The sequence below is a fragment of the Pseudoalteromonas sp. QJM3NY_22 genome (assembly GCF_056173065.1).
This window is the reverse complement of record NZ_JBWBTZ010000002.1, coordinates 859,345-878,085: the sequence shown is the minus strand read 5'-3', so window position 1 is coordinate 878,085 and position 18,741 is coordinate 859,345. Positions and strand designations below refer to the sequence as shown.

Sequence of the window (18,741 nt, the reverse complement as noted above, 5' to 3'; positions counted from 1 at the left end):
CCTAAAAAGAGTGGTAGCGCTTATCAGGCTACTTCTTCTACCTCAACTCGTACGCCTAATAGCAATTGGTTACTCAATCAAAAAGTATCAAACATGTCTTTGCACAGCGATAGCTATAAAGATGCTGCTAAGCTTGATGCTTGGTCAACATTTTATAAACTACCTAAACGTTGCCGTAAAAAAGGGATAGGGTCGGCCGACTTTGTGTGGTGCAGCGAATATAGGGGTAAGCAAAAAGATCTTTTTGAAGCACAGTGGAAAGAGCACCCATAAATATGTTTAAAACTAAATTACGCGTGGTGTTTGTATTTTTTGTGCTGCTAATTGCGTCGGCGCTTATTGCTAATCATTTTACTGGACGGGTATTTAATTATAGTGACCCGATTGGTGAGGTTAAACGCATATATAACTATCTAGCATCGCAAATAGTTACTGAGCCTTTAAGTACAAAACGGCCCGAAAAAGTAAGCACAACGACATTGCAACATACGTTAGTATCTGCCGATAATCACTTATCACAAGTTAACAATACGCGTTGCGTAGATGTATCGTTAGGTGAGGTTAAATATAAACGTAATGGCGATATATTTACGTGGACCGACAGTGAAGGCGTTCCTCATTTTAGTGATAAAAAGCCTGACTTTGCAGTAGCAACTTACAATCCTGATTTTGTTGAATCGCTAGATTATTTTGATCTTACTTTAAATACACCTAATTTACCGTCGTCATTTAATCAAGAGTTGCGCATTAAGCTCAATACGGTATTTAAGGCGTATGGCCAAGTAATTGGTGTGCATGCGCTTAAAAAGGTGAAACTAAACCTAACGGTTTTGGCTACTCGCAGTGCTTACGAGTCGGCAATAAAGCATCGCGGTGGTGACCCTAAAAACACTGCGGGTATGTATTTTTACGGGAGTAATTCTGCTTTTATTCATTATGATAATGGACAAAGTGCAATGCGTACGTCGGTTCATGAAGCGGTGCACGCCATAAATAAGGCTGTATTGGGCTACACACCAAGATGGCTAAATGAAGGGTTTGCGGAGTACTTTGAGCTGACTAAAAATAATATGCAAACAGGTATTGTTGAACCAAATAGATCGTGGACAAAGAATAACAATATTACTAAAAGTGTATTTACAATTAATTGGTTAATCGGCTTAGAGGATACGTGGAAAAAAGGCGATAACAGCAAGCTTTATGCAAGTAGTTGGGCTGCTATTTATTTTTTAATGGATACACAAGCAGGTAGAGCTTTACTAAAAAATATAATGCTTACTGAGCAACAATCACCGTGTAGTAAGTTGTCTGCAAAAAAGTTAAAAAAAATGCTGTATACGCAATTACCAAATCTTAAGCGTGAGTATTCTCAGTGGTTAAAAATGCCTTTTAGGGCTCATAATTTTTAACTTGTCTGTATATTGATGAGGTTAATGAGCGGATTACGGTTATTTATGCGTCATTCGCAGTAATTTGAAACTAAAACCAAAGCGCGATGTAAAATCGCACCTACGCTTTGTTGAGCGCGGTGTTTACATTATTGTAGGTGAGGTTTTATACCTCGCATGGTGTTTTATTGAAACCAAGAACAAAAGCGCGATGTAAAATCGCACTTACGTTTTTATCGCAGTCAGATCATTCTTTGGTTTGCATTTTTTTAGCGCGTTCTTCTGCGTCAATGAGTGCTTGTGATTTAGGTGCGCGTTTTTTTTCTTCTATAGTTGGCATTTCTGCCGAATTTGGATCCCAGCTTTCATCAAGCGATAAGTTTGCAAATGGATTGCTGCTTGCTTTGTTTACTGTTTCTTTTTTTTCAGCTGCACTCTTTGTTGTTTCATGTTCTGCGTTTATAGGCCTTGGTGCTGCTTTAGGCATTACTTTTTCGCCTGGTAGCGGAGCATTTGGATCGAAGGTGCGTATTTCTGGTTCTTTAAAATTGTGCGCGGAACTAAAGTTGGTAAACTCTGGGGTCGCTACTTTTTTAGGTGTATGTAAATCGTCAGTAGTTTCGCTAGGTTTTAACGGTTCTGGGCTTGCGATAACCGGTTTTAGCTCATTATTTATGAGTGGATTACTGTGCACGGTTGCAGAAGATTGTGTTGTTTGTTTAGGTTGTTTTTTTATAGGCTGGGCATGGGGGTCAAGTTCTTGTACTTGTGGCTCAGTGAAGCGATTGGCCTTGTTAACTTGCGCTTCAGTGGTTTTAGCGGCTGCTGCAAATTCGGTGTAGTTTGGTTCTGATTTTGGTTTTATTTCAGTAAATGTTGCTTCGTTTGTTTGCGCTAATGTTGTAGGCAAGACTTCGTCAATATTATTGTGATCGGTGTTTATTTTTTGTGTTTTATTGGCTTTTAATTGTGGCTGGTTGCTCTTTATTGTTTTATTTTCATCTATTATTTCAGGCGCATTGATTGGCGTTTGCTTGGTTGGCGCATCTTTCGTACTTACGTTTAATGGTGGGGCTATTTTTTGTGATTTAAGTACCTGTGTTTCAGTTACCACAGGCGCAATAATTTCGGCTTTACTTTGTTTAGTGCGACGTAAACGTATTAATACCATCACAGCAATAAGTATTACTATTACAAATAATAAGCTAGGTAAAAGCAGCGAACTTTGATCTATTGGTACAGGTACAATAACCGGTGCTGGTTTTGCTACGGGAGCAGTTATATTTGCTGGTGTTTTAACCTTTACATGTACACTGCTTTTTAGTGGCTGTGTACTTTGTTGATCAATAACTGATTTGGCTTGAGGCTCTGCATTTATTATTACTTCATTATTAATATTTGGCTGTTCAATCGTGTTTTGTTGTTGCTCATTTTCAATACTAACAGGCAGTGGCGTTTGTAGTGTTGCTGGATTTTGTGGCGTGTTAAGTGTTGGCTCCACAACTTGAGATTGCACTGGTGTTATAACCGGAGCTGTTTCTATTGGCGGCTTTGGGTATGTTTGGGCTTGTTTGGGTTTGTTACAGTTATTGTTGTAGTCGCGTATTGCGTTTCTGTATTTTCGACTTGTTTTATCACCACTATTTTGCTGTATTTCTTGTTTTATAAGTATGCACATGGCTTCGTTATATGCTGCGCTGTTAACGCTATAAAATAGGGCAAAACAAAAGGTAAGGCGTGTTAGTAAAGTGATCATAAAGGTAAATAGCGCTTAAACATTAATAGTTCGATTTTAAGCGCAAAACTAAAATTTATCTAGGGGCTGGTTATCTTTCGAGGTTGTATGTCTGGTATTTAGGCAAGGCAGAGTCTATGCAGTGTGGTTGCTCCCCATAAATAGGCAATAACACAGCATAAATGCCAAACATGCGCTGCCCCTAAATTGAACAAATTTTAATCCTGAAAGGCGACAGAGCCTAAAACTTACCGCGTTATTAGTCTATTACCATTAAGCTGCGATACTCGTCGTAGGCAAATTGGTCGGTCATGCCGCTTATGTAATCTTGAATCAATCTACAACGGTAATAAAACTCGTATGCGGCAAAGTGATCAGGTTCCTCTTGCATGGCGTTAATGGCATGTGAGTAGCTGTTTAAGTGCTTTTTAGATAGTTTTTTAACTAATCTTGACTCGATTAACAATCGTGAATCGCCATTGAGCGCACGTTTAAAATCGTCGCTATTTAATAATAGTAATGGTTTATAGCAATCAAGTAGGCCGTTAATGATTCTATAGCCTTGCAGTTCGAGCTTTTCGACTTCTTTGTTTGAAAATACATATTTAAGCGCTACATTTTTTAATGCTTTGGTAACAGCATGCAGGTGGCTTCTGTCCTCTAAAAGGGCATGATTAAAGTCGCCATGATAAATCGGCTCTATGTTTTCGATAAAGCGTTTTGCCGCATGACTCACCAGCGGGTGCAGGAGTGAAACGCGCAAGTATATAAAAAATTCACTGTTAAAGTTATATGGTTGTGCTTTGGCGCGTTCGAGTGCGTAGTCTACGGCTTTATCTACAAAATCTAGGTGTTCAGAATCGTCAATGGTGAGATTTATAAGTGCTTTTTTATAGTGACTTTTAAGCTGAGTGCATAATAGCTCAGTGCTTATAATATCTTTTTCTACAGCGTCTTCAATGTCGGCAAGACAATATGAAATATCATCAGCAGCTTCCATTATATAACTGGCAGGATGACGGCAATAAAGCTCTATGGTTAATTCTTTTTGTAGTGTTTCTACGAAGCTTTTTTCGCTGTAGTAATACCCAACTTTTTTCATTAAGTAGTTTTTATTTTGTGGTATGTCTTTTGTATCAAGGCCTGCTGGGCGGGTGTACTTTAAAATCCCCGCACTTTGACTGTAGGTTAGATTGAGTGTTTGCAAAGAGTGAATAATACGTATGCCTTGCGCATTACCTTCAAAATTACAAATATCCAGTGCAAGGTGTTTAAAAACAACGCCAATGCCTGTATTTGGCTCTTTACAACGTTCGGGTGTAACGCTTAGCAAATTATTATTAAACCAATGATTTATAGCTGCTTCGCCAAAATGTCCAAATGGCGGATTGCCTATGTCGTGCATGAGGCAGGCCATTTCTACTAGGCTTTCTAGTGGGCGTTCTAGTCCTGTTAGGCCGTAGTCTTTTTGTTGTTGGTAGCTTAAATTAGCAAAAATACGCTGCACTATAAAACGACCAACTTGTTGTACTTCAAGCGAATGAGTAAGGCGCGAACGAACGGCTGCATTACGCTCAAGTGGAAATACTTGTGTTTTTTGTTGCAAACGACGAATAGCAGCGCTGTTTATTATACGACCTCGGTCGCTTTCAAGCGCCATTTGCAAGTTAGATGTTGTGCGATACATGCGCGCAGGGGTTATTTTTTTACTAAAATCAATAGTCATCGTTGTCCTTTTTTATTGTAGATGACTGGCAAAGTGAGTGTGCGGTGTCATTCTTTTTTAATATACTTACGTTAATATATACACCTAGATGAGTTAGGTACAGGCGCTTGTATCATTTGCTGGCAGTCAATTGTATTATCAAATCATTATTTTCAGTATTTAGCGCACTTTTAACTAGGCGGGTATTTATAATGAAGCAGTGGATCTTAAAGGTAATATCAATTTGCCTATTAACAGGAATGAGTAATGTTGCACTTGCAGCAAAAGAGCAAACGGTGGTGCTTGTATCAATTGATGGTCTGCGTTGGGATTATATTGAAAAGCACGGTGCGCCAAACTTAAAGGCAATGGCCGATCGCGGCGTTCGCGCTCAAAAGTTAATACCTGTTTATCCTACTAAAACGTTTCCTAATCATATTTCTATTATTACGGGCTTACTTCCTGTCAATCACGGTATTGTTGATAATAACTTTTGCGATAAAGCCCGCAAAAATGAGTGTTACAGTATGGGTAAAGCACTTGGCGATAGCACTTGGGTAAAAGGTATCCCTCTTTGGAATTTAGCAAAAATGCAGGGGCTTAAATCAGCAACGTACTTTTGGCCTGAGTCGGATGCGTTATTTAACGGCATGACCCCCGATTACTTTTACCATTATTCTAAATATAGCGATTACCAAAGCCGTGTAGATCAAATTATTCAGTGGTTAAGCTTACCAAAAGCACAGCGCCCGCGTTTTATTGCAAGTTACTTTTCGTTGGTTGATAGCATGGGTCATGAATTTGGGCCAGACGCACCACAAACTCGAGATGCGGTTAAACAGCTTGATGAGTTGATGGGGCAATTACAAACTCGCTTACGCAAATTAGAGCAAGACGTAAACCTAGTAATTGTATCAGATCACGGTATGACGAGCGTAAACCCAGATAAAAGCATTGATGTAACAACATTGCCTCAAGATGAAAACTTTTTAGTTAAAAATACAGGCCCTCGTTTACTTATTTATACACAACCGAATGCTAAAAATGCTGATATAGCAGGCTATAAAGCGCGTTTAGAAAAAGCGGCTAAAGGACGTTATACCGTTTTAACTGATGAACAATTAGCAGGCTATCATTATAATAAAGGTACGCGTGTGGGCGATATCGTTGTACAAACCACAGCACCTGCGGTGTTTACTAATACTAAAAAGCCGATGTATTTAGGTACGCATGGCTATGCCTATACCGATGACATGGCTGCTACGTTTATAGCTAGTGGCCCTGCTTTTAAAGAAGGAATTAGCTTAGATAAAGTAAGTAATCTTGATATTTACCCTGTGCTTGCAAAAGTAATGGGTCTTAAATTATTAAGCAAAGTTGATGGTGACGGTAAAACGTTAATGCCCGCTATAAAGCAAAAAATGGTTGTACATTAAGCTTTACCAAAAAAGAGCGCTAAGCGCTCTTGGGGGAAGGTTATAATGTTTATTTTTTAAAAGTGGGTAATGGATAACCCACTTTTATAAGCATTTATTTAAAATTGGCAATGCTTGTTTTAGTTGCTGTTACAGTGCGAATAGCATACGACTGGTTAGTTACACCAAATGGTATGTTATTTACACTCCAATTAGGATTAGAGAAGTAGTCGTATTGTGTTGCACTTCCATATACATGTGGATAGGCCATAATACTTGCAAACTCATTTTGTACACCGTGACCCATACCGTCAGTGTATACACCACCAGAAGTATCACCCTGTTTACGTGAATGTGCTAAGCCTTGGTTATGACCAAGTTCATGTACAAACGTAGTTGCACCACAATCAATAGCTGTAATTGAATACATGCGGTCGCTCATTGAGTTGTATAGGTTGCCGTTAGTACCTTGTCCAACCCATGCTAAACCACATGAAATAAGTCCATTTCCAGCACTTTCGCCAGTACCTAGTACGGCAATCATATCGGCTTTCCAATCGCTGCGTAAACCATCTACATAGCTGCTTTCGGTTACCGAATCAAGCCACTGCTCTGATGGTGTAATGGCATAGTCACCTAGGTTTTGTGTACCCGCTAAACGCAGCGTAATACCTACACCATTTTGGCTATAAACCTGATTTGTGAAGGCAATTAGCTGATTGATTTTAGTGTTGATATTACTAGTAGCCGCTGCTGACTGATCTGTATATAAAATACCGATATCAATAGTCTCTGCTTGTGCAACACTTGCTACACATAGTGCTGCTGCAACAGCGGTTGTAGTGATTACTTTTTTCATTATTGTATTTCCTTACTCTTAGTGTGGTTGATTTTTGGTGTTTAAAATATTGTCGCAACGGGTGCGCTCAAATTTTTAATTTGGTTAATTAGCCATCTATTTTTGGTGCAAATATGTCTACACCTTTGTCAATTTTAGGTTTAGGTGCCGTTACGTCATGCTCTATATGATTTTTATATAAATCACGTTTTGCAGCTATCCAGCCATACTTACCTTTACTTTCAAATACGTAATTACCCGAAGGTGCCGTAAATTGCCCGTATACGGCGTCTTTTCCTACGGTTAATACTGTGTTGTGCATTGCGCCATCTACGCCAACTACGCGGCCAAATATACTTTTATCACCGTTGCTTGATTCAATAACATTAGTGATCTCTGCTGTGAACGTTTCGGCTGTTTGAGGAATTGCTAAGTCGAAGTTTTCGCCCGCTTTTAATGCCTGCAATGAAGCTAAGTCAAATTCAATGTAAGCTTCATTATGTAAGTCAGTTGGTAACACTTTTGCATTTATAAGTACTTGTTTTGCTTTATTTGAGAGGCGGTTTACAGCATCGAATTCATTAAATGTCATATTTTGTTTTGGGGCTGAAACCGCTTTGACATTAATAGGATCTTTACTCATATCAATAGGGGCTGGCGCATGTGTATTTTGTGTACGAAGAGTACTAACCGGCACTAAGTCAATTGCTACAGGTGCAATTGGTTCTGCAGTGTGGTCGGTATGAATAAATAGTTCATAAAGTGCAAATGCCGACAAGGGAATGGCAATAATTAAGGCTGCAACTTTTTTCATCTGTTTCTCTTTTAGTGTTTTAAGTTAACTATTTGTTACTTTTTATGGCATAAACTAGATTAGATCAAGCGAATAAATGTAATCAAAAAGTGTTAAGCGCTTTATTTCTAAATCCCTTATTAAACTTATGGTTATTTTTTATAGGTACAAATATTGAGTGATTATGTACTGGTTTTGTCAGTGTTTTAGCGGGCTTTAGATTGTTTGTGATAACTTTTTTATTCTGTTTAATACAATAGTTTTATGTTGGTTTTGTCATTAATTTAGGTAAAAAATAAAAATGAATTTATTTCACTTTTTGTAGCGTAATAGTTAATTGCAAAGAAAATATTAGCCACGTATGTTGTGTACATAAAAATAAATATTAGAGGGATTTATGGCGGTTTCTGATCAGTTGCTTAATCGAATTACAGCAGGACTCGTAGCGGTTATTATTGGTTTTTCGAGTTCAATTGCGTTGATTTATCAAGTAGTAATTACCCTAGGAGGCACTCCTGATTTAGTTGCCAGCTGGATTTTAATGCTTGGTTTGGTTATGGGGCTTAGTTCCATTGGTTTATCGTATTATTATAAAGTGCCGGTATTAATTGCATGGTCTACTACTGGGGCTGCATTGCTTATTTCAAGCGCTCAAGGGTATAACTTGAATGAAGCGATTGGTGCATTTATGTTATCGGCGTTGTTAGTTTTTTTGTCAGGCATAACGGGCTGGTTTGAAAAAATAATGAACCGTATTCCCAGTGAACTAGCATGTGCCATGCTTGCTGGTGTACTTGTTACGTTTGGCATTGACGTGTTTAATTTCATGAACGACATGCCTTTAGTGATTGGCTTAATGGTACTTATGTACTTTGTAGGTAAGCGATTTTTTGCCCGCTTTGCAATGCTTAGTGTACTTATTGTGGGTGTGTTACTGGCGTGGAGTATGGGAAATATTGATACGACTGCATTGCATTGGAAAATGAGCCAATTTACTTACACCGCTCCCATGTTTAACTTACAAGCATGTATTAGCATTGGTTTACCACTTTATATTGTCACCATGACGTCGCAAAATTTGCCCGGTATAGCCGTCCTCAAAGCACATAATTATAAAGTACCTATTTCTGCATCACTTAATGTGACAGGCTTCATTAATATTATAACTGCACCATTTGGGGCATATTCTATAAATTTAGCTGCAATAACCGCCGCTATTTGCATGAGCGAAGAAGCGGATAAAAATCCTGATAAGCGTTATTGGGCAAGTATTGCTGGTGGTGTTTTTTATATAATAATGGCGTTATGTGCAGCAACGTTAGTTGGGCTAGTTGCAAGTTTACCACAAGCACTTATTTTGGCACTTGCAGGTATTGCACTGTTTGGCACTATTGCTAATAGTTTGCAGCAAGCATTGAATGGCTCGCAATATACTGAAGCTGCCATTGTAACATTTTTAGTTACAGCGTCAGATTTAACGCTGCTCTCGGTCGGTTCTGCTTTTTGGGGAATTATCGCAGGTGTGTGCACGGTAATGATTACCCGAAAGGATTGAGTTAATACTTAATTGTTGTAGGTGAGGTTTTATACCTCGCTAATTTTTAAATTTTTACAAGCGCGAAGTAAATTCGCACCTACAAGTTGGGTGTTTGATTGTTGTAGGTGAGGTTTTACACCTCGCTAATTTTTAAGTTTTTACAAGCGCGAAGTAAATTCGCACCTACAAGTTGGGTGTTTGATTGCTGTAGGTGAGGTTTTATAAAATAAAAAGCGGTGTTAATGCTAACACCGCTTAAAAGTCACTATTTATGCGCAGTTATGAACGTTTATAACATCGGTTTTAGTACATCATATATGGCTTCAATGTGATCGTCTCGGTCATTGAGTGCCGCAATGTAACGGTATTTTTCGCCACCAGCTTCTTCAAAAATTTCACGATTTTCGCCTTCAAGTTCTTCAAGTGTTTCGAGGCAGTCAGCACTAAAAGCAGGGCTTATAATCGCTATGTCTTTAATTCCCTCACTTGGTAGGCTTTGAAGTGTTGCATCGGTATAAGGTTTTAACCATTCAGCTTTGCCAAAGCGGCTCTGAAACGTACTAATTACTTTATCTTTATCCAAGCCTAACTTTTCAACTACTAAGCGGGTCGTTTGTAAACACAAACAATGATACGGATCGCCTCGTTCTAAGAATAGTTTAGGCATGCCGTGATACGAAAAAACCAATTTTTGTGGCACGCCGTTGGCTTCTAAATCTTCACTGATGCTGTTTGCAAGCGATTCAATATAGCGTGTATTTTTATGATAGCCGTTTATAAAATGTAGCTCTGGTACCCAGCGCCATTTACGCAGTACGTTTGATACAGCATCAAACGTAGAACCCGTAGTTGGGCTCGAATATTGTGGATACATTGGCATTATAACAATACGTGTTAATCCCTTTTCTCGTAAGGCTTCAAGGCCAGCTTCAATAGATGGATTACCGTAGCGCATTGCCATAACAACTTCGGTATTGGTGTAGCCTTTTTCTTTTAGTAGGGTATTTAACTTAATACTTTGCTGGCGTGTAATATGGGTTAGTGGCGATCCGTTTTCGGTCCATATACTTTCATATAATTTGGCTGAACGCTTAGGGCGGACTCGTAAAATAATACCATGCAAAATAATCATCCATACTAGGCGTGGTATTTCTACAATACGAGGGTCTGATAAAAACTCTCGTAAGTAAATACGCAGTGCTGCAGCCGTCGGCGCATCAGGGCTACCTAAGTTGGTAAGCAATATTCCCGTTTTTTGGTTAAAACGCTGATCGTGGGGATTGTCGGTAACGGCAGAAAATCGCGACACTGTGTGCTCCTTCAAGTAAAGTCATTAATTTATTTTAGACACATTGTAACGAAAAAAACTGCGATTTAGATCAATCATTTAGCGGTTTTAACCATTATTCTAAATGGAGTCGGCTTTTTGGCTTCAAGCTGTTGCAGTTTTTCGATTGATTTGCGGCTAAATACATGGTCTTTTGGTAATAGCATTATGCCTGTGTGGCTATGCAGAGCATGTCCTAAAATCATGTTCTCTTTCAGTTCGCTAGCGTTACAAATAAGTATTGAGCCAGCTGAGCTTTTTTGCTCACGCATTTTTGTTTGACTAGCCTCAAGAGCACGTACAATTTTAGGGTGATAAAATGTACCGCTATAAAGCTTTACAGTATCGAGCGCATGTACATGGCGGTCTTGTTCATTTGCGGCATTACTTTGTTCAAAAGCATCCCAGTAATCACGCGCTAAACCCAACACCATTGCGCCAATCGGTATATCGTTACCGGCTAAACCTTTTGGCATGCCATTCCCGTTATAACGCTCAAACTGATGGTAAATAGCGTCAGAAACATCATGTAAATGTGTTGCTGGCATTAGCATTAATTGTGCTGTGCTTGGGTGCGTATAAAATGTTTTACGCTGCGACTCGCTTAATTTATTGACTGGTTTTTTATAAAGATCAGGATCCATGGCAAGTAACCCTATTTGCGCTAAGTAGCCAGCCATCGGCGCAAGATCGATACTTTTCTGCGATAAATTTAAATAAAGCGCTATTTGGGTGCAGGTATTGGCAATGTTTTGTGCCCTATTTCCATCGAGATAAGGGTTTGCATTTATAAAGTTATATAAAAGCTCGACGGTTGATTTATGCTCTATCTTTTCTCGTTCACTTGCTTCTTCTAATTGTTTTAAAACTTGTTTGATTTGTTTAGTTCGTTTTTCTACGCGTTGTTCAAGATCATTGTTTAATTCGATAAGTTCTAAGTTTTGAGTTTTTACTTGTTCTTCAAGTATTTGATTTTGTTTTTTTAGCTGAAATTTTTCAAGGCTATTATTAATGCTGCCAAGTAGCAGATCGTTTTGCCAAGGCTTTTGGATATAACCGCTTATTTGACCTTGGTTAACTGCGGCTAAGGTTGTTTCTATGTCGGCATACCCTGTTAATAAAATACGCTGTGTGTCAGGCGCTAGCTTACGGGCTTGCTCTAAAAACTGTGCGCCATTCATTTTTGGCATGCGCATATCGCTGATGATTAAGCCAAATTCGTGGCTTTTTAAATGTGTTAAAGCTGTTTCGGGGTTACTGCACGCGATCGCCGTTAGTTTGTTTGTTTTTAGTAAACGGGTGAGTGAACGCAATACTATTTCATCATCGTCAACGCATAGTACATCAATGTGAGTCATGGCAGCTTTTTTAGCTGTGTCTGTCATAGCTTTATCCTTACAAGTCAATAATGTATTTTTTATTTAAGATTACTTTATTAAAGCGTAGCTCAAAAAATCACTCCAGTTACATAATTGTCAAAGATGATTAGGGCGCGTTGAACTTTGTGGATTAAAATTAGTCCCTAGAAAGAACCTTTCGGGCAGCGCATGTTTGGTATTTATGCTGCGTTATCGCCTACTTATGGATAATAACCACACTACATGGCCTTGCCTAAAAACCAAGCAGTCTACTGCAAGTTCAACCACCAAAGAGCAACACGCCCTAAATGTTTATGCTTAAAGTTAATTGCTGAGTAGTCGGCAAGTTAAAAATGCTTGTTTACGCTATATGCTATTTTCGACGAAGAAATAAAAGTAAATAGTGCCTAAGACTAAGTTACGAGTATTTTTTGTTCATTACCCGTCAAAACAGACAATAACCATTATAATTTACATTGTAAACAAAACGTTAAATATGGTAATTTGAAAATTAATACCTGTTTTGTATGTATTTAACGCACTTTTAAGTGTTTTTTTCTTATGTTATAAAATATTTGCATAATTACACCATTTTTGTTTCTTTTTATTTGTATATGTTGCTAGGATGTTTGCACAGGCTGCTAATAAAGTGGTTTAAATAATTTATAAGAACACACAAAAAAACAGGGTCGTCACTATGTCAACATACCGTTTAAATACACTTGCTGTAGCCGTTGCTTTTGCGTTTAGCGCACCAAGCATTGTTAACGCAGAAGAAGCACCAGTGCAAGCTGCTAAAAACATAGAGCAAATATCTGTATTAGGATCGCGTGTATCTAACCGGAGTTATTGTCAAATCTGGTGTATGAGCTCATCTTGATGCTCTGTTTGATCTTGAGTTATTCTTTCGCCGTCTTTAAATTTTACCCCTGTAATTACTTCAGCCAGTAACTTAAACCCTCGCAAGCGGTACCATTTTTTCTCTGCCGACTGCGCGAGTTTAAAAACCATCATTAAGGTGGTTGTCCGGCTGCCACAACTCTTCACTTTATGCGTTCTCAGCCTTACCGTCGCAAACGTTGACTCTATCGGATTACTCGTTCTTATGTGCATCCAATGCTCAGCAGGATAATCATAAAATGCCAGCATTTCATCTTTATCCTTCATCAAGCAATCCGTCGCTTTTGGGTATTTGACTGAGTAATTTTTAACAAATAAATCATACGCTTTATAAGCAGAAGCTCGACTCTCTGCCATCCAGATATCTTGTAAATTCGCTTTGATTTTAGGTTGCATTGATTTCGGCACTTTGTTTAGCACATTCGCGATTTTATGCACCCAGCAACGTTGATGTTGGGTTGTTGGCCATACTTTGGTGAGGGCATTCCAAAACCCCAGCGCACCATCCCCTATGGCCAATTTTGGTGGTATTGTTAGACCCTGTGAGCGCAGTTGATTTAACACTTCAGTCCAGCTCTGCTCAGACTCACGAACCCCGTCAACCACCGCCAATAGCTCCTTTCTGCCCGTTTCATCTACCCCCATAATTACCAGTAAGCACAGCTTATCATCCATTCGAATTTTACTGTAAATCCCATCGGCCCAGATATACACATATCGACGTTTAGCCAAGGAACGTTTAGACCACTGCTGATACTCCGTTTCCCAGGTGGATTTCAACCGAGAGACACTATTGGCCGACAAACCTTTGGCTTGCTCGCCTAAAAGAGACACTAAAGCGGGCTGCATATCACCCGTCGAAATTCCTCGTAAATAGAGCCATGGGATCAGCTCTTCGATATTTTTTGTCCGTTTCAGATAAGGCGGGATCAAGGCACTATTGAATTTAATGCCTTCCTTTTTTCGATCCCTGACTTTAGGTATTTTGACCTCAATATCACCAAGGCCTGTTTGGATCGTACGCTCAGGCTGGTGACCATTTTTGACGATCCGCTGAAGTCCCTCGACGGTCTCATGCTGGTATTGAGCCAATAAAACAGCCAACTCAGCCTCAATCGCTTGAGCTAACAACTGCTGCGCCCCGCTTTTAAGCAACTGCTCTAACGGATTGTCTGGTTTTTCAATGGAAATAACATTATCATTTTCAGTCATTGCGATGTCTCTCTGGTTAATTGTTGATCTGGTCAAGATCAATTAACAGATTACATCGCAATGACTTTTTCTCATACACCAGAAACGACTATAGCTCATCTAACCGCACCTCTACAGAGTCTTCTTCTCCTATTGATTTAATTGACGCGGATGATTTAACTAAAGGTGGTTTTACCGAATTAGGCCAAAGCCTTCAAGCGACAGCGCCTTCATTTAACTTTTCGCGTACACAAGTATCAGACGGTTCTGATTTATTTAGACCCGCAACACTTCGCGGCTTACAACCAGATCAAACCCTTGTATTAGTAAATGGTAAACGTCGTCATAACCAATCAATTTTTGGCCTTAACGGTACAGTTGGTGCAGGCGCTGCGGGTACTGATATGAATGCCATTCCGTTAACGGCGCTTAAAGGCGTTGAAGTATTACGCGACGGCGCTGCAGCGCAGTATGGCTCTGACGCGATTGCAGGTGTTATTAACTTATCTCTTAATAACTCAACCGGTATTACAACGGGTTTTGTACAATACGGCGGCACAAGTGAAGGTGACGGCGACACTATTTCAGCAGGTTTAAATCGTGGTTTTGAATTAGGTAACGAAGGCGGCTTTATTAACCTATCGCTTGAGTACCGTGATGCCGACGGCACTAATCGTGCAGAGCGCGATACAGGTGGTTCGCTTAATGTTGAACCAAGTACGCTAAGTGAAGATGTACGCTGGGGCCAAGGTAACTCAGAAAGTGAATTTACGTCGTTATTTTACAACATGGCATTACCAATGGGCGACGGTGAGCTTTACTCGTTTGGTGGCTACTCAGAGCGCACGGCGCTGGGTAATGGTTTTTACCGTAACTTTAACGAAGCCTCTAAAAACGTAACACAAGTATACAGTGATGGTTTTTTACCGCGCATATATAATGAAGCACAAGATATTTCAGTCGCGCTTGGTTTTAAAGGCGATATAAACACAGATTGGACTTACGATGTATCGGCTGTTTATGGTGAAAACCAATACGATTTTACATCACGCAATACATTAAACGCTTCTTACGCGGCTGAGTATTTATTTAATAACCCAAGTGCAAGCGATACCGATATTGCAGCAAACTCAGGCCCTACTGGCGGTTACTCAGGTGGTTTTAGATTTGATCAAACAACGGTTAACCTTGATGTAAACGGTATTGTAGATATTGGCCGTAGTGAGCCTTTATATGTAACAGTAGGTGCCGAATACCGTAAAGAAAACTACGAAATAGTGCCTGGCGATGAAGCATCATACGCCTGTGGACTAGCAAATATGGATACCTCGTACCCATCAGTAAACGATCCGGATCAATTTGCACAGTGTGGTTTTCAAGCTTATAACGGCCTACGCCCTGAAGCGGCTAACGACAGCGACCGTAACAGCTACGCAGTTTATGTAGACGTAGAAACTATGATCACCGACGCATGGAACGTAAGTGGTGCGCTACGCTATGAAGATTTCTCAGATGCTGGGGATGATTTAATTGGTAAATTAGCAACACGTTATGAATTTTCAGATGACTTTGCAGTACGTGGTGCACTATCTACTGGTTTTAGAGCGCCATCACTTCAACAAAGTGGTTATACAGCTTTTACAACTAACTTAGGCTCAGACGGCACATTAACGCAGTCGTTCACGGCAAACACTGGGACCGCTTTCCCGAGTGCGCTAGGCGTAGATAGCTTAGAGCTTGAAACATCAACAAACTACAGTGCAGGTTTTGTTTACGATGTAACAAGCGAGCTTTCGTTAACGGTTGATTTTTACCGTGTAGAAATTGAAGACCGTATTACACTTGGCAGCTTACTTTCGGTTGACGACGTATCGTTTAGCTCAGAAGCGGTTGCAGCGCTACAAGCAACTGGTGCAGTGCAAGCTAACTACTTCTCAAACTCGGTTGATTCTACTACGCAAGGTGTTGATATTATTGCATCGTACCGCACTGAAGTTGAAGGCGGTAATTTAGGAGTAACCTTTGCAGGTAACCTAAACGATACTAAAATTGACAGCGTAAATGCAGAAGACGGTATTCCTGAAGCGGTTGCTTTTGACGATTTACAACGCAGCTTTTTTACCGACGGACAACCTAGCGAACGTGCAACGCTTACGTTTGACTACGAACGCGATGCCTACACATCAACCATTCGCTTTAACTACTTTGGCGAAACAGACGTAAAATACTTTGGTAACGACCATATTTCATTACCAGGTGAGCTTTCGCCTACGGGTTCATTTAAACCAACAAGTACAGTTGAGTCTGCAGTGTTAGTTGATTTAAATGTTAGCTACCAAATTAACGACATGTTTGCGCTTTCGGTTGGTGCCGATAACGTATTTGACGAAACGCCAGATGAATTAGGTGATGACGAAGTACTTAATTTTATCACCAACGGCGCATTTAAATACCCTGTACGCGCATTGCCATACGGTTTTGACGGCAGAACGTATTATGCAAAAGTAAGCTTTAGTTTTTAATTTATAAAGTAAACTAAAGTAATATTAAGCGCAGTTATTAACTGCGCTTTTTTTATGCTTTTTTATTATAAAAAAGTACCTGTTGGGCATTAAAAATACTTGCGTGGTTGAAAATTAAGCCTACAATCGCCATCTCTTAAATAGGCTAATATAAAAGCCTCTTTATTATTTAACTTTAGTTGATAGGAAATATATGACTAAAAAATCTGTAACTATTCACCATGGTAAATTATTTTCAAAGGATCTTTTTTAACTATTGACCGATCCCGCCAGTATGCCAAGCTAGGGCTATGACCTAATAGCCCTAGCTTCAATGAATTTAAACAGCATCAACATCGACGAAATCGTTGAGAAAACCAAAGCTCAATTACAAGAAGGTAAAACTCTCACGCCTGCGCTGAAGATGTCTATTGAACTCATTCTGGTTGTCGTTGTTATGTTAGCAAGTAAATTAGGACTTAACAGTAACAATAGCAGTATCCCGCCATCAAAAGACATCAACCGAAAAAAACAAAACAAAGAGAAATCAGCCAAGTCAGCGGGTGGTCAAAAAGGCCGTGCAGGTAAAACACTAACCCAAACACAGACGCCTGATGAGATCAAAATCATCCTAGTTGAACGTGATTTTTTACCGAAAGGTCACTACCGTGAAATTGGCTTTCAAAAACGACAGGTTGTCGATATAGATATCAGGAAAGTGGTCACTGAATACCAAGCACAAATTCTGGAAAATGAGCAAGGTAAGCGTTTTATTGGTGAATTTCCAGAAGACGTTAACAGTCCTATTCAATATGGGGTTGGTGTAAAAGCCCATGCAGTTTACCTATCCCAATATCAATTACTCCCTTACAACCGCATTGAAGAATATTTTTGTGATCAACTCGGTATTCCAATCAGTGCGGGTAGTTTATTTAACTTTAATGAACAAGCAGCGGCCTTGGTAAAGTCCTCCGGCGCAGAAGCCGCGCTCAAGAAAGCCCTGAAAACGACTTATCAAGCCTTACACGTTGATGAAACGGGGATTAATATAGGTGGTAAACGACGATGGCTTCATGGTGCATCAACGACGTGGTGGACGTATTTTTACCCGCATGAGAAAAGAGGGAAAATAGCGATGGATGACGCCGATATTTTACCTCACTTTACTGGGGTACTATGCCACGACCACTGGAAACCGTATTATCAATATACACAGTGCCAACATGCCTTGTGTAATGCACATCATATCCGAGAGTTAGAAAGGGCATGGGAGCAAGACGGTATGCAATGGGCAAAGGATTTGCAAACCCTACTGACTGAAATCAATAAACATCAAATAGATAACCCCGAGCTAGATGCAGACACAAAAGCTCACTATATAGAGAAATATCAACAAATATTGGCTCAAGGTGACATTAAATGCCCTCCACCGGATAGAAACAGCCGAGTAAAAGGCCAGCGAGGCAGATTGAAACGAACAAAGTCTAGAGCGTTGTTAGAGCGGTTAAGAGATTATCAAGATGATGTCTTACGGTTCATGACGGAAACAGCGGTGCCTTTTAGCAACAACCAAGGTGAGAATGATATTAGGATGACCAAGGTTCATCAAAAGATATCTGGGTGCTTCAGAAGCATGCAAGGTGCAGAGATGTTTTGTTTAATCAGAAGCTACCTCTCGACTTGCAGAAAACAGCATGTATCAGCAAGCCTAGCCCTTGAATTACTCTTCAAAAATCAGTTACCTGATATATTTATTGAAAATGTGGCTGAATAGTTACAAAAATCTAAAGCAAAAACCGCAAACACCAGCGCGGTAGACACAGGGCGAGGCGTTATAAACCACAATGCACTAGCGGCAATGGTAACCTCTAAGTTATTTAAACCACAAGTAGTTAAAGCTAAAAAAGGCAAAGGTTCGTTTAAACGTAGCAACAAGCATTCAGGACAAGAGTCCTATTTAATCGCGGCTTAAATAGCACCGATCAAATAGGGCTTTCGCCAGAGCAGAACTAACTCACGCGAGAAGCATCGTTTTTAATTTTAAAGTCTGTTT

The 18,741-nt window shown here is 39.7% G+C and carries 15 protein-coding genes; 8 read left to right on the top strand and 7 right to left on the bottom strand.

Going from position 1 to position 18,741, the window contains the following annotated elements:
• Positions 1-93 precede the first annotated feature (93 nt).
• Both AC0VZ4_RS24300 and AC0VZ4_RS24295 read left to right on the top strand, forming a co-directional pair.
• Positions 94-273 carry a hypothetical protein gene (locus AC0VZ4_RS24300; protein WP_475441880.1) on the top strand — a complete coding sequence of 60 codons (180 nt, stop codon included), beginning with the start codon at positions 94-96 and terminating at the stop codon, positions 271-273.
• A 2-nt stretch (positions 274-275) separates the two neighbouring features.
• Positions 276-1,409, top strand: a complete 1,134-nt coding sequence (locus AC0VZ4_RS24295; protein ID WP_475441879.1) for a DUF1570 domain-containing protein — start codon at positions 276-278, stop codon at positions 1,407-1,409.
• A 226-nt stretch (positions 1,410-1,635) separates the two neighbouring features.
• Here AC0VZ4_RS24295 and AC0VZ4_RS24290 read toward each other — a convergent pair whose 3' ends face one another.
• The gene (locus AC0VZ4_RS24290) at positions 1,636-3,144 is read right to left on the bottom strand and encodes a cell wall anchor protein (RefSeq protein ID WP_475441878.1); all 1,509 of its coding nucleotides are present in this window, start codon (positions 3,142-3,144) and stop codon (positions 1,636-1,638) included.
• A gap of 238 nt (positions 3,145-3,382) precedes the next feature.
• On the bottom strand, positions 3,383-4,849 hold the full coding sequence (dgt, locus tag AC0VZ4_RS24285; protein ID WP_475441877.1) for a dGTPase: 1,467 nt from the start codon (positions 4,847-4,849) through the stop codon (positions 3,383-3,385).
• A 191-nt stretch (positions 4,850-5,040) separates the two neighbouring features.
• On the opposite strand from dgt, the gene AC0VZ4_RS24280 reads away from it, so the two are divergent.
• Complete coding sequence (locus tag AC0VZ4_RS24280) at positions 5,041-6,264, top strand: alkaline phosphatase family protein (protein ID WP_475441876.1); 1,224 nt, start codon at positions 5,041-5,043, stop codon at positions 6,262-6,264.
• Between the two features lie 94 nt (positions 6,265-6,358).
• Here the strand turns inward: AC0VZ4_RS24280 and AC0VZ4_RS24275 are convergent, their stop codons facing one another.
• Entirely contained in the window at positions 6,359-7,102 is a 744-nt protein-coding gene (locus AC0VZ4_RS24275) for a M12 family metallo-peptidase (RefSeq protein ID WP_007378991.1), read from the bottom strand.
• A gap of 88 nt (positions 7,103-7,190) precedes the next feature.
• A complete protein-coding gene (locus AC0VZ4_RS24270; RefSeq protein WP_475441875.1) occupies positions 7,191-7,895 on the bottom strand; it encodes a hypothetical protein in 705 nt (234 codons plus the stop codon).
• Positions 7,896-8,271: 376 nt separating this feature from the next.
• On the opposite strand from AC0VZ4_RS24270, the gene AC0VZ4_RS24265 reads away from it, so the two are divergent.
• Complete coding sequence (locus AC0VZ4_RS24265; RefSeq protein ID WP_475441874.1) at positions 8,272-9,429, top strand: benzoate/H(+) symporter BenE family transporter; 1,158 nt, start codon at positions 8,272-8,274, stop codon at positions 9,427-9,429.
• Between the two features lie 271 nt (positions 9,430-9,700).
• Here the strand turns inward: AC0VZ4_RS24265 and hemH are convergent, their stop codons facing one another.
• Both hemH and nosR read right to left on the bottom strand, forming a co-directional pair.
• Positions 9,701-10,720 carry a ferrochelatase gene (gene hemH, locus AC0VZ4_RS24260; RefSeq protein ID WP_337121116.1) on the bottom strand — a complete coding sequence of 340 codons (1,020 nt, stop codon included), beginning with the start codon at positions 10,718-10,720 and terminating at the stop codon, positions 9,701-9,703.
• Between the two features lie 74 nt (positions 10,721-10,794).
• A complete protein-coding gene (gene nosR, locus AC0VZ4_RS24255; protein ID WP_475441873.1) occupies positions 10,795-12,123 on the bottom strand; it encodes a response regulator c-di-GMP phosphodiesterase, NosR family in 1,329 nt (442 codons plus the stop codon).
• A 670-nt stretch (positions 12,124-12,793) separates the two neighbouring features.
• Here nosR and AC0VZ4_RS24250 point away from each other — a divergent pair.
• On the top strand, positions 12,794-12,976 hold the full coding sequence (locus AC0VZ4_RS24250) for a hypothetical protein (protein WP_475442231.1): 183 nt from the start codon (positions 12,794-12,796) through the stop codon (positions 12,974-12,976).
• Here AC0VZ4_RS24250 and AC0VZ4_RS24245 read toward each other — a convergent pair.
• Positions 12,949-14,208 carry an IS256 family transposase gene (locus tag AC0VZ4_RS24245; protein WP_475439694.1) on the bottom strand — a complete coding sequence of 420 codons (1,260 nt, stop codon included), beginning with the start codon at positions 14,206-14,208 and terminating at the stop codon, positions 12,949-12,951. The genes AC0VZ4_RS24250 and AC0VZ4_RS24245 overlap by 28 nt on opposite strands.
• Positions 14,209-14,228: 20 nt before the next feature.
• On the opposite strand from AC0VZ4_RS24245, the gene AC0VZ4_RS24240 reads away from it, so the two are divergent.
• From AC0VZ4_RS24240 to arfA, 3 genes are all read left to right on the top strand, one after another.
• Positions 14,229-16,709, top strand: coding sequence for a TonB-dependent receptor plug domain-containing protein (locus AC0VZ4_RS24240; protein ID WP_475441872.1), 2,481 nt, complete (start codon positions 14,229-14,231; stop codon positions 16,707-16,709).
• A 313-nt stretch (positions 16,710-17,022) separates the two neighbouring features.
• Complete coding sequence (gene tnpC / locus AC0VZ4_RS24235; RefSeq protein ID WP_475439674.1) at positions 17,023-18,462, top strand: IS66 family transposase; 1,440 nt, start codon at positions 17,023-17,025, stop codon at positions 18,460-18,462.
• 60 nt (positions 18,463-18,522) lie between these two features.
• Positions 18,523-18,660: an alternative ribosome rescue factor ArfA gene (gene arfA, locus AC0VZ4_RS24230; protein WP_083832848.1), complete on the top strand. Its 138-nt coding sequence runs from the start codon at positions 18,523-18,525 to the stop codon at positions 18,658-18,660.
• The last annotated feature ends 81 nt before the right edge of the window (positions 18,661-18,741 follow it).